At 41.8% G+C, this 14,462-nt stretch carries 18 protein-coding genes and 1 pseudogene; all 19 read left to right on the top strand.

Going from position 1 to position 14,462, the window contains the following annotated elements; all coding sequences use genetic code 11:
* Window positions 1-88 precede the first annotated feature (88 nt).
* The 19 genes and pseudogenes from DFR58_RS01585 to DFR58_RS01500 all read left to right on the top strand — a co-directional run bounded on the left by DFR58_RS01585 (window position 89) and on the right by DFR58_RS01500 (window position 14,453).
* Window positions 89-301, top strand: a complete 213-nt coding sequence (locus DFR58_RS01585) for a DUF5348 domain-containing protein (RefSeq protein WP_114296065.1) — start codon at window positions 89-91, stop codon at window positions 299-301.
* Between the two features lie 74 nt (window positions 302-375).
* On the top strand, window positions 376-696 hold the full coding sequence (locus DFR58_RS22090) for a hypothetical protein (RefSeq protein WP_207659091.1): 321 nt from the start codon (window positions 376-378) through the stop codon (window positions 694-696).
* A 110-nt stretch (window positions 697-806) separates the two neighbouring features.
* Complete coding sequence (locus DFR58_RS01575; protein ID WP_147273132.1) at window positions 807-1,775, top strand: S-layer homology domain-containing protein; 969 nt, start codon at window positions 807-809, stop codon at window positions 1,773-1,775.
* A 15-nt stretch (window positions 1,776-1,790) separates the two neighbouring features.
* Window positions 1,791-3,071 (top strand): Athe_2463 domain-containing protein, encoded by a 1,281-nt coding sequence (locus DFR58_RS01570; RefSeq protein WP_114296042.1) that lies wholly within the window; start codon window positions 1,791-1,793, stop codon window positions 3,069-3,071.
* A 207-nt stretch (window positions 3,072-3,278) separates the two neighbouring features.
* A complete protein-coding gene (locus tag DFR58_RS22300) occupies window positions 3,279-3,389 on the top strand; it encodes a putative holin-like toxin (RefSeq protein WP_242987352.1) in 111 nt (36 codons plus the stop codon).
* Between the two features lie 229 nt (window positions 3,390-3,618).
* On the top strand, window positions 3,619-5,025 hold the full coding sequence (locus tag DFR58_RS01565) for a radical SAM protein (RefSeq protein ID WP_114296041.1): 1,407 nt from the start codon (window positions 3,619-3,621) through the stop codon (window positions 5,023-5,025).
* A 100-nt stretch (window positions 5,026-5,125) separates the two neighbouring features.
* Window positions 5,126-5,398 (top strand): hypothetical protein, encoded by a 273-nt coding sequence (locus DFR58_RS01560; protein WP_114296040.1) that lies wholly within the window; start codon window positions 5,126-5,128, stop codon window positions 5,396-5,398.
* Window positions 5,399-5,472: 74 nt separating this feature from the next.
* Window positions 5,473-5,652, top strand: coding sequence for a helix-turn-helix domain-containing protein (locus DFR58_RS01555; protein WP_114296039.1), 180 nt, complete (start codon window positions 5,473-5,475; stop codon window positions 5,650-5,652).
* Window positions 5,653-5,663: 11 nt separating this feature from the next.
* A pseudogene (locus DFR58_RS01550) lies at window positions 5,664-5,795 on the top strand (recombinase family protein); the annotation flags it as partial.
* 136 nt (window positions 5,796-5,931) lie between these two features.
* A complete protein-coding gene (locus DFR58_RS01545) occupies window positions 5,932-6,267 on the top strand; it encodes a type II toxin-antitoxin system RelE/ParE family toxin (RefSeq protein ID WP_114296038.1) in 336 nt (111 codons plus the stop codon).
* A gap of 4 nt (window positions 6,268-6,271) precedes the next feature.
* The gene (locus DFR58_RS01540) at window positions 6,272-6,589 is read left to right on the top strand and encodes a helix-turn-helix domain-containing protein (protein ID WP_114296037.1); all 318 of its coding nucleotides are present in this window, start codon (window positions 6,272-6,274) and stop codon (window positions 6,587-6,589) included.
* A 495-nt stretch (window positions 6,590-7,084) separates the two neighbouring features.
* Window positions 7,085-7,717 carry a recombinase family protein gene (locus tag DFR58_RS01535; protein ID WP_242987354.1) on the top strand — a complete coding sequence of 211 codons (633 nt, stop codon included), beginning with the start codon at window positions 7,085-7,087 and terminating at the stop codon, window positions 7,715-7,717.
* A gap of 174 nt (window positions 7,718-7,891) precedes the next feature.
* Window positions 7,892-8,596: a response regulator transcription factor gene (locus DFR58_RS01530; protein ID WP_242987351.1), complete on the top strand. Its 705-nt coding sequence runs from the start codon at window positions 7,892-7,894 to the stop codon at window positions 8,594-8,596.
* A complete protein-coding gene (locus tag DFR58_RS01525; protein WP_114296035.1) occupies window positions 8,593-9,993 on the top strand; it encodes a HAMP domain-containing sensor histidine kinase in 1,401 nt (466 codons plus the stop codon). The genes DFR58_RS01530 and DFR58_RS01525 overlap by 4 nt, the downstream gene beginning before the upstream one ends.
* Before the next feature lie 100 nt (window positions 9,994-10,093).
* Complete coding sequence (locus tag DFR58_RS01520; protein ID WP_114296034.1) at window positions 10,094-10,645, top strand: class I SAM-dependent methyltransferase; 552 nt, start codon at window positions 10,094-10,096, stop codon at window positions 10,643-10,645.
* Window positions 10,646-10,658: 13 nt separating this feature from the next.
* The gene (locus DFR58_RS01515; protein WP_114296033.1) at window positions 10,659-11,864 is read left to right on the top strand and encodes an alpha/beta fold hydrolase; all 1,206 of its coding nucleotides are present in this window, start codon (window positions 10,659-10,661) and stop codon (window positions 11,862-11,864) included.
* Window positions 11,834-12,265, top strand: coding sequence for a hypothetical protein (locus DFR58_RS01510; protein ID WP_114296032.1), 432 nt, complete (start codon window positions 11,834-11,836; stop codon window positions 12,263-12,265). Before DFR58_RS01515 ends, DFR58_RS01510 begins: the two co-directional genes overlap by 31 nt.
* Window positions 12,266-12,601 carry a hypothetical protein gene (locus tag DFR58_RS01505; RefSeq protein ID WP_341457375.1) on the top strand — a complete coding sequence of 112 codons (336 nt, stop codon included), beginning with the start codon at window positions 12,266-12,268 and terminating at the stop codon, window positions 12,599-12,601.
* Window positions 12,602-13,610: 1,009 nt separating this feature from the next.
* Window positions 13,611-14,453 carry a helix-turn-helix domain-containing protein gene (locus tag DFR58_RS01500; protein ID WP_114296031.1) on the top strand — a complete coding sequence of 281 codons (843 nt, stop codon included), beginning with the start codon at window positions 13,611-13,613 and terminating at the stop codon, window positions 14,451-14,453.
* Window positions 14,454-14,462 lie beyond the last annotated feature (9 nt).

The raw sequence follows: 14,462 nt of genomic DNA, 5'->3' as shown, positions 1-14,462 counted from the left end.
TTAAGGATAGATTATGCGCCGGGAGCTTTCCGGCCCGGCGTATGGATGTATCCTTGAAGGATGCATATTGAAGGGAGGGTCTAAGGGAATGAAAGAGGGAGTTTTATTTTATAACCCGGAAAATGACCGCATGGGTATTTCATTTGATGACGGTACATCAGACGGTGGTTTGCATTGCGGCGAGCCTATGGAAGTAAAAATAAGTGGAAAATGGACACCTACAAGGATTGAAATGCGTCAGCAATGGTATCTTGTCGGGATAAGAGCGGAATCGTTAAGGGGGCTAAAGGTGAGGAGGTAGTACAAAAAAATCTTTAAAACTGGAAAAATTGTGATATAATATATTCATGTTGTTTTGGAAGGTGGTTTTAAGGAATGAACGATAGGGAACTGTTAGAATACATAGCTGCTCAGGTGGGCAAGCTGACAGAGGATGTATCCGGTATTACTAAACGACTTGATAATATCGAAAGCGATGTTAAAGGGGTAAAAGCTACCGTCCTGAACATTGAACAGGATCACGGACAAAAGTTAGATGCGCTGTTTGACGGATATAAGCAGACGTATGAAAAGCTTCAGGAGCATGACAAGAGGTTTGATTCTGTTGAGGGGAAGATTGATGCACTTTCCTTAAAGGTAAATAACCATGATGCAAGATTTGAAGTTCTGGAAGGCGGTAAGAAAAAATCCTTTTGATATAAAGATTAATAATACGCGGGTAGTAAAGAGTGCTTGACGAGGGCACTTTTTTTAATACGCTTTACTGTGAATATTTCACAAAAATAATATATGAAGGGGTGTTTTACATGAAAAAGGTTATAGGCTTTATTATGGCATTTGTCCTGATAGCGGGTCTTTTGCCGGGGAGCTGCCGGGCGGCAGGAAAGAAGTTTCCCGATGTCCCGGACAGCCAGTGGTACGCGGTGTACATAAATGAGCTGTCGGGGCATAAGAACCAGATAATAGGCGGGTATCCGGGAGGCAGGTTCGGCCCTGCCGACGATGTGCTGGCAGCGCAGCTCATAACAATGGTGCTTCGGGCAAAGGGCTATACCAACTTAAAGTATTATCAGGGGTACGTTGACAAGGCTCTGGAGCTGGGGCTGGTGAAGAAGGGCGAGTTTGACAGCTACACAAGGGTAATAACCAGAGCGGAGATCGCAAGGGTTATAGCAAGGGCTGTCAAGGGCGAGAAGTTTCCTGAAAATCTGACAGACTACAAGGCTCTTATAAAGGATTTTGACAGCATACCAGAGGCTTTTAGGGATGAAATATTAAAGGTATATTATCTCGGTATAGTGGAAGGAGGGCCGGGAGGGTACAATGCCGGGGGCAGCACATCAAGAGCCGCGGCAAGCAAAATGATCCTTGCAATGCTTGAGCCTAAGTATAGGGCAACGGTTACACTGAGGATTGATGACGACTATGTGATATCCAAAGGGTATACAATACAAGTAAATAAAAATGGGAATTTTAAGTACATAGGGGTCTATACAGATAAGAATATCCTTTTTGAAGGAGAGGAGCTGCGGATAAATATCAGCCTATACCTTAAAAACCTCGACAAGCAATGGGAGGAGGCAGGGAAGGTTATTGCAAGCAAGTTTGGCAAGGATGCTGCAAAGCAAATTATTGATTATGCAAGTCAAAAGAACTTTGATAACTACAGGACAATGCGGATCAGTAAAAGGTTCACATTTGATGGTCAGGAAATGAGTGTGGGCAGTCTTGAAGGTAATGACATTTTAACCATTACCGTATATGAGCCTAAATGATAAGAGGGTGAAAGGATGAAACATAGGAGCAGGAAGCTTGGAAAGCTTCTTCTTGTAACGGCTGTAGTTTTTTGCACTTCTCTCTTTACGGCAAATGCGGCAGTGCTGGATGAAAAGCAAAGGGAGTTTTTAGACGGTGTAAATGAAGAGCTAAGTATTAATTATGGCTTTCAGGAGTATTACGGACTTCAAAGCACCGATGGAATGGATATACGCGCCGGGCTGCTTGTACCGGGGCATCGCATTGTATATGGAAGTCCACACGACATAAACAATGGTATATACAGGAATTGGGGGTATACACGGGAGGGCGACAACTATCCCAATGAGGACTATTCTCCTGACAGATGGGCAATGAAAATTCCAATGGAGCAGTGGCAATGGGTGGAGTCTCCTTGGTATAAGGTAAGTCCGGAACATGCTGATTATAATTCCACTTTAGCAAAGCAGACAACAATTGCGAATATGCTTAAGTCTTATAGGTTTGACTATACATCTGAATACTATACGGATGGCTCTGAGCGCGGCGTTATAAACGACAAATATCAGCCCAACATAGTAGAGGGCATAAGAAGGAAATACTACTACAACCCGGACGGAAAGACAAGGGTTCTGCTGTCCAACGGCAAGACTGCGCTTGACGGCAGCTTTGAGCAAAAGGACTCTTCGGGGAACTATGTAATACCCTGGTACAAATACGTGCATATCCTCCAGCCGCCGACTAAGGAGGCATTGGGGCTGGGCGTGATGGTGCATTACAGCTCAGGCCAATACTGGTATGTGACGCTGCCTATAGCCCCCACTAAATCAGTGGAAGCCGTATCAGGGGTTTACAAAGAGATAGACCATGCCGGCGGCTGCTTTCTGGACAACCCCAAAAAGAACGGGGAGGTTATGGAGACATACATAATAAGGGGGCTGGGCTACAGCATAACGGAACCTGAGGCGGTGAAGCTCTCGGTGTGGCTTGTGGAGAATCTGGATCAGGAAAAGCAGCTCGCGCATGACTCACTGCCCAAGAGCAGTTGGGGTAAGCTTATACTGGACAAGGAGCTGGTGTTTACGTCAGAAAAGCCCTATGCGGTGGAGAAGATAACGTATGCCGTGCCGCAGAAGGGCAGCAAGAGCGGCATAATAGTGCAGACGGGGACAAAAAGCACGGTGGAGAGCTACACATGGCATACGCCGGGAGGGAACCTCTGGTACGGAAGCCACACGACATCGAAGGAAAGCATAATGGACTGGCTGCCGTGGGACAGTATCAAGGCAGAGTATGGGATTAGCCGGGGGAAGTAGAAGAGGAAAATGCGAATATGGAGGGGCAGGGGAGTGACGGGACATTTGGGTGTCCTTTTTTTGTTGCTATAATACAGAATATATTGAGTTAAAAGGTTTAATGTGGTTGAATAGGATATCATTTTATGATAACCTTATGTACAGGTAATCGGAAAGAGCAGGTGTGATTGTCGCCTCCATTCTTACAAAAGAAGGGAGGTGAGGCCTATGGATACATACCAGATAATGTCTTTAATGATAGGATCGGGGATGTTTGTCCTGACGCTTATCTCCTTGATTATTGTGCTAATAAAGGCAATAGCTAAGGAAAAAAAATAATCACCCTGCCGGCTACGCAGGATGATTATTAAGAAATAATCTGTTCGGTGGCAATCGCATTCATGCGAATCCGATTACCTCTTACATTTATTATAGCATAAATTTAATAATAGTAAACTGTTCGTTTAATAAAATCTCCAGAAAAGCATTCACTCCCTTTGTTTAGGAACTCTTTGGCGGCCTCATTTACTTCATATTAAAAAATAATAAATAGAAGGAAGCTTCAGGTATGTCAAACATTTTACTTATAGAACCGTCATATAGAAATAAATACCCTCCGCTTGCATTGATGAAAATTAGTACCTATCACAAGTTGCTTGGAGATACTGTTATCTTTTGCAAAGGTAAAAATACAGAGCTAAAGAACCGTAAATGGGATAGAATCTATATTACAACACTTTTCACTTTTCATTGGAATCCTACTATAGATACAATTGAATACTATCAACATTCTGTAAATAATATATCGGACATATACTGTGGAGGAGTATTAGCAACAGTTTTGCATGATGACTTAATTAAAAAATTTCCTGTAACTGTTACGCCAGGATTACTTAATAGAGCTGGAATTCTTGGGAATGATGAGCATATTGTAGACACGCTTCCGCCGGATTACTCAATAATTGATATGGAAAAGAATACATATCTCAAATATAGTTATCCTTTAAAAAATGCTTATATAGCATACGCAACCCGTGGATGTATAAGAAAATGTCCTTTCTGTGCGGTTCCTACAATTGAACCCTGCTTCAGCCCATATATTGATATTAAGCAGCAGATAGATTATATACGGACTAATTTTGGTGAAATGAAGGACTTAGTGCTGCTTGACAATAATGTACTTGCTTCTGAAAATTTCAACGAAATTATTGATGATATAAAAAAAGCAGGGTTTTACAAAGGAGCTTGTCTTGAATATAAAAAGAATGGAAGAACTATTCGGACAAAAAGATATGTTGATTTTAATCAGGGAATTGATGCAAGGCTATTGACTAAAAATAAGTGCAAAAAGCTCTCGGAAATTGCTATAAAACCTTTGCGTATTGCATTTGATCATGCCGACAAAAAATCTGTGGATCTTTATAAAGCGAAGATAAGAATGGCAGCGTCATATGGAATAGAACATCTATCAAATTATGTGCTTTTTAATTTTGAAGATTCTCCCGAGGACTTGTATAACAGGCTTTTGGTTAATGCTGATTTAAACGAGGAATTCAGGGAGCAAGGCTCTAACTCAAGAATATTTTCTTTTCCTATGAAATATAGCCCGGTAAGAGGTACAAATTCATTAGACAGGAAGTATATAGGTGTAAAATGGAATAAAAAATATTTGAGAGCGGTTCAGTGTATTCTAAATGCAACACATGGAGTAGTAGGACCTAAAAAAGAGTTCTTTCATAGAGCTTTTGGAAGAAATCTTGAGGAATTTCTATTAATCTTGTCCATGCCTGAAGATATGATTATTAATCGTTCAAAGTATGAAAGAGCTGGTATTACCGATAGATGGAGGGAGGATTTCTCAAGACTGTCTGAAGATTCTGAGCAATACTATTTTATACACAATAAGGATTTAAAGACACTGAATTTTTCGGAATCACAACATAATATTTTATCCTATTATATTAGTGTGCAATAAGAGTCTAAACTTATGGCAATTCTTTAGAAATCTTAATGTTTAAGGACACGTGGAATGTCCTTTTTGCTGTGCAAAAATTATAAAGAGAGGGGGCTTTTGTATGTCCAAAGTTGGTACTATGACAGAAGAAGCGTTGTACTATATGCAGCTCCAGATGGGAGATAAACAGGTAATGTCAATTGAGGATGAACGTCCTGGGTGTCCGAATGATATTGAATATCATAAAAGAGAGCTAAGGAGGTTTGAAGAATATCTCAAGAATATGGACAATAAAGACATAGAGCAGCTATACAATGAAAACGATATTTTTCAAATGAAGTATATGCTATGGACATTGATGGGTTTCTGCAATGTATATTTGAAGGGGAAATAGGCTTAAAAAGGAAAGATATATAGAAAGAATTCAAAATTATAAGCATTAAGGGAATAAAAGGGGGCACTGGTTTTATGAATTCAGAAGTGTATACTGTTTATGATATAATGCAGATATTAAATATAAGCAAGAATGTAGCATACGATTTGGTAAAGCAGAAAGGCTTTCCTGCGATCAGGATAAAAAGCTCTTATAGAATTCCTAAAAAGGGATTTGATAGCTGGCTTAATGATAGAATTAATAGAACAGGGTAAATGACAATTAAATTTATAATATGGTTATTGATATTGTAATAACCATAAAAGACCACATGGCACAGCAGGAGAGGGAAAAGATTGTATCAAGAATAAATCAAGGATTGGCAGTTGCAAAAGAGCTGATACTGAAATATAGCAGGGTTAAAAAAGCTGAGCTGGATGAATGATTTTAATGGAATTTCATAGAAAAATCATAACAAAGGGAAGGCTTATCGCCTTCCCTTTTGACACTATCCTATTCAATAGGATATAATAATTGTAGGTGGTGAAAAAGTATTGGAGAGGGAATTCGTTTTTACAAATGAATTTTTGAAGCGATGGCAAGTTATTGGACTTACAGAAGAACATTTAAGAGAGCTTGAAACATTTCTTTGCAAAAATCCCCTATCTGGAGATATTATTGTTGGCACAGGTGGAGTAAGGAAGCTGAGATGGCAGATAAAAGGATATGGGAAAAGCGGAGGAGCAAGAATTATTTACATAGATTTTACATCAATTGAAAGAATTTATATGTTGACAGCATATACTAAGCAGGAGCAATCAGATTTGACAATGGAGCAAAGGAAGGTATTATACAATTTGGTTAAAAAGCTTGAATCGGGAAAGGGGTAAATTCATGAGTGAATTTAATCTGTTTGAAAGTATAAAAAATGGCTTGGAAGAAGCTATTGAATACGAGAAAGGCAATTCCATAAATGTAAGGGTTAAAAGGGTTAAAATTGAGCCTATACGTCAACATACATCACAAGAAATAAAAGATATTAGAGCAAAAGCAAACCTTTCACAATCGGCTTTTGCAAACTTTATGGGAGTTTCAAAAAAGACTGTTGAAGCATGGGAAGCAGGTATAAATATTCCTCAAGGTTCTTCTCAAAGGCTTTTAGAGATAATAAGCAAAGATTCAACGATATTGCAGCAGTATATTGAGCAGTAAATTTAAATAAAATTTTAATGACGGCAAAAGACTATGAGAGACAATTTAAGAAGGTTCATTCAGGGGGCAAATTGATATAATTTCAGGTAGACATTAGGTAGACATTGCCCACTAAAAACACTAAAATAGCATATAATATTTGGTAATACTGTAAGGGACAATACAAGATGAGGAAAAACTTATAGCTGTTGAAGTATAAGGAATAGACGGGAAAAGATAAGACATAAAAATATATGGTGTGAAGAGGCTGTCAATTGTTCAATTCCCCTCGCCTCCACCAAGTAGACAAACCTACTTTTTTAACTAAGTTAAAAGTGGGTTTGTCTTTTTTATGCCCTAAAGTGGTTGTTTTGTATAAGTTTTATTCCTAAAATTGTAAAGAATGAAAAGTAATCTCTCTTCAATTTAAATTTATAACATAAATTATCGTGGGTTTAACGTTGCTGGGTAAAATAATAAACCCAAAAATAATAATGTTTAATGAGGATACCTTTGATGAAAATTCCTTATGGTTTTACCGTAGACAATGATGGCAGCGTTACTGTTGACAAAACACAGGCAAAAGCCATCCAAATGATTTTTAGTGAATACCTTAACGGCAATAGCCTTGGAGGATTGGCAAGAATGCTGGAAAGCCTGGGCATCCCCTCGCCATCAGGAAATAAGTGTTGGGGGCGAGCCGCGATTGATAAGCTGTTGTCCAGTTCAAAGTATGTTCCGCTCATTATTAGCTTAGAACTATATACCACAGTACAATTTGAAAAAGCGGCGCGCTCAAATCAAGAAGTCAATAATGACGGAAGCACACAGCGGAAGGGCACCCGGGACAATTCCAAGAATGTACTGAGCGGCCTTTTAGTTTGCTCAGAGTGCGGCGCGAATTATCGCCGGATTACACGTGCCTCCGGAGAAGTGGTCTGGCGTTGCGCCAACCGTGTGGAACGCAGAAGGTGTACGCAGTCCCCATCAATTACAGAGAAGGATATCATTCAGTTAGTTTGCAATGAACTCGGTATGGATACTTTTGATTCAGAACATGTCAGAGATCTGCTGGACCAAATCCTAATTGACCAAGCTGGTTCTATCTTTTTCGAGTACAGACATACGCAACGCTTTTCCACTCTTTAATCGGCACTATTCAAGTTCTTTCGAACAAGGTATAATATGAATATATTCATGTTTACTTGAACGGGAGATGATCATGGTGACCGAGGAAGAAAAGCGTGCGGAAGCGATTTGGACATATTGCATATCACCAATACAGTTACTTTCGTTCTTAAAAGAAAGGGCTGAACAAGACGCATGATAAATATTCTAATCGCAGATGACGAAAACGACATCCGAAACTTAATAAAAATCAGCCTTGAGGAAAACGGATATACCGCCTTAACGGCGCAAAACGGAAAGGAAGCCTGGGACATCCTGACGACACAGGACGTCCATCTGGCCATCCTTGACGTGATGATGCCGGTGATGGACGGGTTTAATCTTCTCCGTAAAATACGGGAACACAGCACCATACCCGTCATCTTTTTGACCGCGAGGACGGACGACATGGACAAGGTGCTGGGACTCGGACTGGGTGCGGACGACTATCTCTCTAAGCCCTTTTCCATAGCCGAACTGATAGCCCGCGTAGGCGCGCAACTGCGCCGGAACAACGAATATCTGTTGCCAAAGGAAAAAGTCTCCGCAAGCATTGCATATGGAAATTTGTCCATAGACAAAGAAAAATGTTGCGCCTTTAAGAACAGAGAACCAATCGAGCTTGGCGCAAAGGAATACAAGCTACTTCTGTTTTTTATGGAAAACCCGGAAAAGGTTTTCACGAAAAGGCAGCTTTATCACGCGGTATGGGATGAGGAATTTTATTTTGACGACAACACCGTGATGGTTCATATCAGCCGAATCAGGGTCCGCATTGAGGACGACCCACAAAAACCAAAGTACCTGAAAACCATTCGCGGTATCGGATACAAGCTCCATTATACCGGTGAAAAGCCATGAAAAGAAAACTGTCCAATCAATTTCTCGGAAATTTTCTGGTGATATTCCTTCTGACGATACTGGCTACGGTGCTTGCGTTTGTGCTACTGTCCTTTGCGAGCGGATTGATTTCAGATTCGCTGGCAAAAAACCGGTATCCCGCAAGCGCAATTATCAAAGAGGATTACAAACAGATTGACGCATCCGCTGTTGTGGAAAACGGCGGCGGCGTACAGGTCGTGGACAAGGAATACCGTGTCGTCTATTCGAGCGGGCTTAACACCATCGGGAAAGATAAACTGAGTACTGAAGAATTCACAACGTTTTTAGCGGAAAGCAAGAGCAAGCCTTACCATTATGAAATTCTCTATCAACCCGAAGGAGAGTTCTGGCTGATTGTCACCTTCCCCACCTCTATCCGGCTTGATTTTTCATTGGTTTACAACAAAAAAGCATCCTCCAACGATTTCATGCGGGCGGGTTGGGCGATGGCGACGGTGGTGCTGATTTATCTTTTGATCCTTGCGCTGTTCACCTTTATCTATTCGAGGATCACAGCCGCAGGCATTACCGTACCTCTCCAAAAGCTCTGTGACGGCACAAGGCTTTTACGGGAGGGTGATTATTCCACACGAGTAGATTTGTGTCTAAAAAATGAGTTTGCCGAGTTGCAGAACACCTTTAACGACATGGCCACCCGGATTGAGCATGAAATTTCCCTGCGTAAAAAGTCTGAGGAGGACAGGCGGCGGCTGATTCTCGATATTTCCCATGACCTCAAAAACCCCATGTCCAGCATACAGGGTTATGTGGAGTTGCTCATGACTAAGTCAGATATGACTGAGCAGGAACACAGTGAACACCTTGAGATCATTCTTAACAACAGCAAACGAGCAAATAGGTTGCTCACCGAGCTGTTTGAGCTTTCACAAATGGACAGCCCGGAATTTTCCTTAAAGCCGGTAAGAACAGACCTCTGCGAATACCTCCGCCAAATATGCGGCGAGCTTGTGCCGCAGCTGGAGCGCGCGGGCTTCGGATATGAGTTTGATATTCCCGAAGAGAGCGCTTTTGCCCTGCTGGATACCGACCGGTTTGGTCGGATTATTCAAAACCTAATGGGCAATGCGGTACGGTATAATCCGCAGGAAACAACGGTCACCGTAAGCCTGACGGCGCAAAATCATCAGGCAGTGATTGATTTCAGCGACGATGGAATCGGGATTCCGGCTCATCTTGCGCAGGACATATTCAAACCATTTGTCCGTGCAGACGATTCCCGTAACTCCAAAACCGGCGGCAGTGGATTGGGGCTTTCCATAGCGAAAAAAATCGCCGAGGCGCACGGCGGGGATTTGACACTGCGCTACGATGGCAACAAGGGCAGCACATTTAGAATTACGATTCCCACGATTTAAGGTAGATTTAAGGTTCACATCAGCTGTATGACAGGTTCGATTGCTATGATAGCAATAAGCCTGAAATACAGCTGATTTTATTATTGGGAGGTGATAAGTAATGAAGCACGAACTGGCTCGTTTAGAGATATTTCTGACAAGGCTCGCGTTTCTCCTTTGCGGCAAGTCTGTCTACCAAGCATTCGCAGATTGCTTGCCCCTTAACGGTAATGAGCGAGTACTTGACTTCGGATGCGGCATGGGAACGGTTGCATACTACGCCGCAAAAAAACTGACCCACGGACATTTGACCTGTCTGGACATTTCCGAGCGGTGGTTGAATGCCTGCCGCAAAACTCTGCGCAGTTATGGGAACATCACTTTTCTACAGTCGGAATCCTTGGCACTGAGCAAAGACAGCTTTGATGTAGCGTACTGCCATTTTGTTTTGCACGATATTTCGGAAGATGAATTAGAAAGGGTGATCCCCGCACTGGCGAAGTCTCTCAAATCCGACGGAGTGCTTGTTTTCCGCGAACCATTGAATCAAGCGGAAAAATTGAGCGTGATCAAACGCCAGATAGAGCAAAACGGGCTGTCCCTCAAGGATAGCCGCGTCACCGATATTCCGCTGATTGGCAACGCTCTTGAAAGCATATACACCAAACAGTAATGGAGGTTTTTACATGATTCAAACAATTGCATTTTTCATTTTAATTATTTTATCGGTCATTGCTTTCGTAGGAGTTGTGATCCTGTCGGCATATCGTGCTATTGCACACATAAGGAAAAAGACGAACCCAAAGCAAATTATCCGCTTGAAAAAGACGGCCATATTCTTAGCCGTAGCAGTTATTTTAAACATAGGGCTAGTCACCCTTTCACAGTTTACCGCTTCCACGCCCCGTATTGTTAACGAAAACGGAAACACACCCGCAAACAGCATTGCGGAACTGACAGAGCTTGAGCTGAACGGCAGGAAGCAGTGGATCAGCCTGAGAGGTTGGGACAAAAGCAAGCCTGTGCTGCTCTTTTTGGCGGGCGGCCCTGGCGGTACGCAGATGGCGGCGGTACGTCATGAGCTGGTAGAGCTTGAAAAGCACTTTGTCGTGGTCAACTGGGATCAGCCTGGCTCCGGCAAATCCTACTACGCAGAAAAGACGCAGAACATCACCGTTGACACCTACGTTCAGGACGGCCACGCCCTAACGGAATACCTGAAGGAACGCTTTTCGCAGGAGAAGATTTATCTGGTGGGCGAATCGTGGGGCAGCGCGCTGGGGATTTTCTTGGTGGACAAATCCCCGCAATCTTACCATGCTATAATCGGCACGGGACAGATGATTGACTTTGCCGAAACCGAACGTATGGATTACGCGAAGGCAATGGAAATCGCTAAAAATAACGGCGACACCGCTCTCATAGAACAGCTCACGGCAAACGGTGAGCCGCCCTATTATGGCAAGGATGTCACATGGAGAAGCGCGGCGTACATCAATTACCTCAGTGCATATATGGCGAGCAATCCCGGTATCCAGAATCCCGGCTACAACACCTTTCGGGACATCGGTTCTTCCGAATATGGGCTACTCGATAAAATCAACTACGCCCGTGGCGTTATCAATACGTTCGGTCATGTGTACCAGCAACTTTATGACATCGACATGAGGACGGATTACACCAAGCTGAATGTCCCCGTCTACTTCTTCTTGGGGCGGTACGATATCAACGCACCTACGGTGCTGGTTGAGGAATACGAGCGAGTGCTTAATGCGCCTGACAAGGGAATTGTGTGGTTTGAGCATTCCGGACATAGCCCGTGGATCAATGAACGGGCTAAATTTGCGAAGGAGGTATTATCATGCTTTTTAGAAAACAAAACGCAGGAATGAGGTGTGTTCAGAATATGAATCCGGTTATTTTTCTGCCACTGGTAATTGCCATTATTATAGCGCTCACGGCTTGCACCCCGACAAAAGGCAGCATTGTGATCCTTGAGAACCCGAATGGGACAGGATTTACAATGGAATTTAAGGAATGGAGCGCAAAAAACAAGTACGAGTTGTCTTTGAACAGGGATGATGTGTTACAAATTGAAGTTGCCCGTGGAGACGGAGAAATCGCCCTAATGATCAGCGGCAAAAACGGCAGCGAACCCTATACAGGAAACGATTTGGAATCCGGCATATTCACCGTTGCCGTTTCTGAAACGGATGAATATGTGATACTAGTCACCGGCAAAGACGCAACCGGAAAGATTATGGTCAAAAATTTAGGAAACGGGGTTAAATAGATGGTTGGGATTCATTTAAGCGGCACAGGCAACACCAAGTGTTGCATAGAAAGACTTGTTCATCTTCTTGATGAACAAGCTAAGACCATTCCGATAGAGGATGACAGAGCGGTTGCGGCTATTAAAGAGAACGAAATAATTGTGCTGGGATACCCGGTTCAGCTTTCTAATGCGCCGGTTATGGTTCGAGATTTCATCAAAAACTATGCCGGACTTTGGCAGGATAAAAAGATTGAAACCATTGCCGCTGTTATCAAGGTTGGCAAGTATCCGGCAGAGGGCTTGGGACTCTTTCATCGTATTGCCGGATTATTCGGGCAGAGGCTTTGGTTTTAAGGCAAAACACTGCATTATTCCGACCGGCTTAGAATCAGCACCGCCTGCACCCACTGTGGCCAATGCTCTCAAAAGGCGATTACGCTTCTTGGAAAAGAAGTGCATGAGCAATGCCGGATTGAGCGCTATGTATAGGCTTGCCATTTTGACGGAATCCTCAAGCATGAGGATATAATGCACAGGAGGCAAACATGATGAAAAGGGCAGCGATACAATTAGAAAAGTTCTTAAATCATTTGTATATAAGCAAGGAGGTTTTTGAGGAAGTTTAGAGAATGAAGTCTTAAAATTTGATTAGTGCATCTTACGAATTCGGTAAAGAAACGGTTCGATAAAAAATCTCTGGGCATTAATATTTCTATTGAAGCAAAGATTAAAGACTGGAGAAGTGGGCTTATACAAGCACAAAGATATCTGAATTTCTCGGATTACTTCTTATGTTGCACTTCCGGAAAAGAGTATAAAGAATGTAGAATCACAAAAATTTACTGATAGTGGGATTGACCTACTATCAATTTCCGACAATGATATTCAGGAAATAATACCTCCAGTGAAATCAGGAGAGTGCGATTATTTCTTTAAATATATCTCAATATCATCGCTTTTGGAAAAATGCGATAATGTAATTGATGTCTGTAACAAATCTTGTTCACTTTTTTCATTTGATACTATGGAACTTAGAAGCAGTTGAACACAATATTAGGCATAACAAGAAACCAATAGGGGGCATATTTTTTCCCCTCGCCTCCACCAAAATATTTTGTCAAAAGAAGTCAATTGCTGTTGCAGTTGGCTTTTTTGCATTTGCGTGTTAAAATACAGAGGTACTATGAGGTACTATTATGTTGTACGGAAGAACCAACTTCCAGATCATTGCTTATTTATAGAACGGATTTGTATTTTTATGGATGTGTTAATCAGAGAAGCTATAAAGGAAGACGCAAAACAGTCAGCCAAATAAGTATTACCTCGTGGCAGGCAGATTTTTCTTTTCATCTGGAGGTGACACATGGTTAAAGAATTGTATAAGCTATATCGTCCGATAACGGCAACACCGTTTTCCTGTGGAGAAACCTATATTGAAATTCCTCCATGTGAAACGCTTGCACCATATATTTGCTGTTTTTGGGGAACAAGTAAAAATATAAAGACTGTGGCCCCAAATGAAATTCAAAACGGAGTTGTGATTCCCGATACATGCATGGATATTATTTGGGAGGTGGATTTCACGAACAACCAAATCGGTAATTCTTTTTGCGGTATTCAGGATATAAGCTTTATATCGTCCTCAAAAAATATATCTGTTGAAGTCTGTACCTTTGCGATTCGTTTTTATGCCTGGGCGGTTATTCTTTTTGCCGATGAGGATATGAAGTCTGTCTTAAATTCATTTTTTGATACGGGATACTATTTTAAAGACTTTAAGTATAAATTGGAGTCAGCGCTTTTAAACAGAAATACTATTGCAGAGCGAATTGAAATTACCGAAAAATATCTGCTTCAGCGCATTAATAAAAATCGGGAAAATCATAATGTTATGAATTCGATATATAAAATGTTGATATCAAGAGGAAATGTCAGTATAAAAGAACTAACCGAATACGCTTCTGTTTCGCCAAGGCAGTTGGAACGACTGTTTAAGCAAGTGATTGGTACCTCACCTAAACAGTTTACGAACTTGCTCCGATACCAGTATCTTTGGCAGGATATTGTTTGCCGCAAATATTTTAATGTTCAGGATGCGGTTTTCAAATATGGCTATTGCGATCAGGCTCACCTACTTAACGATTTCAAAAGTTATCACACCATGACTCCCACTCAGGCAAAGGAATATGCTCTGAAAAGTAACTGATGTCGCTTT

The organism is Anaerobacterium chartisolvens (assembly GCF_003337415.1).
Lineage (GTDB): Bacteria > Bacillota > Clostridia > Acetivibrionales > DSM-27016 > Anaerobacterium > Anaerobacterium chartisolvens.
Note: the sequence above shows the minus strand (reverse complement) of the source record. Positions and strands in the feature narration are given on the sequence as shown.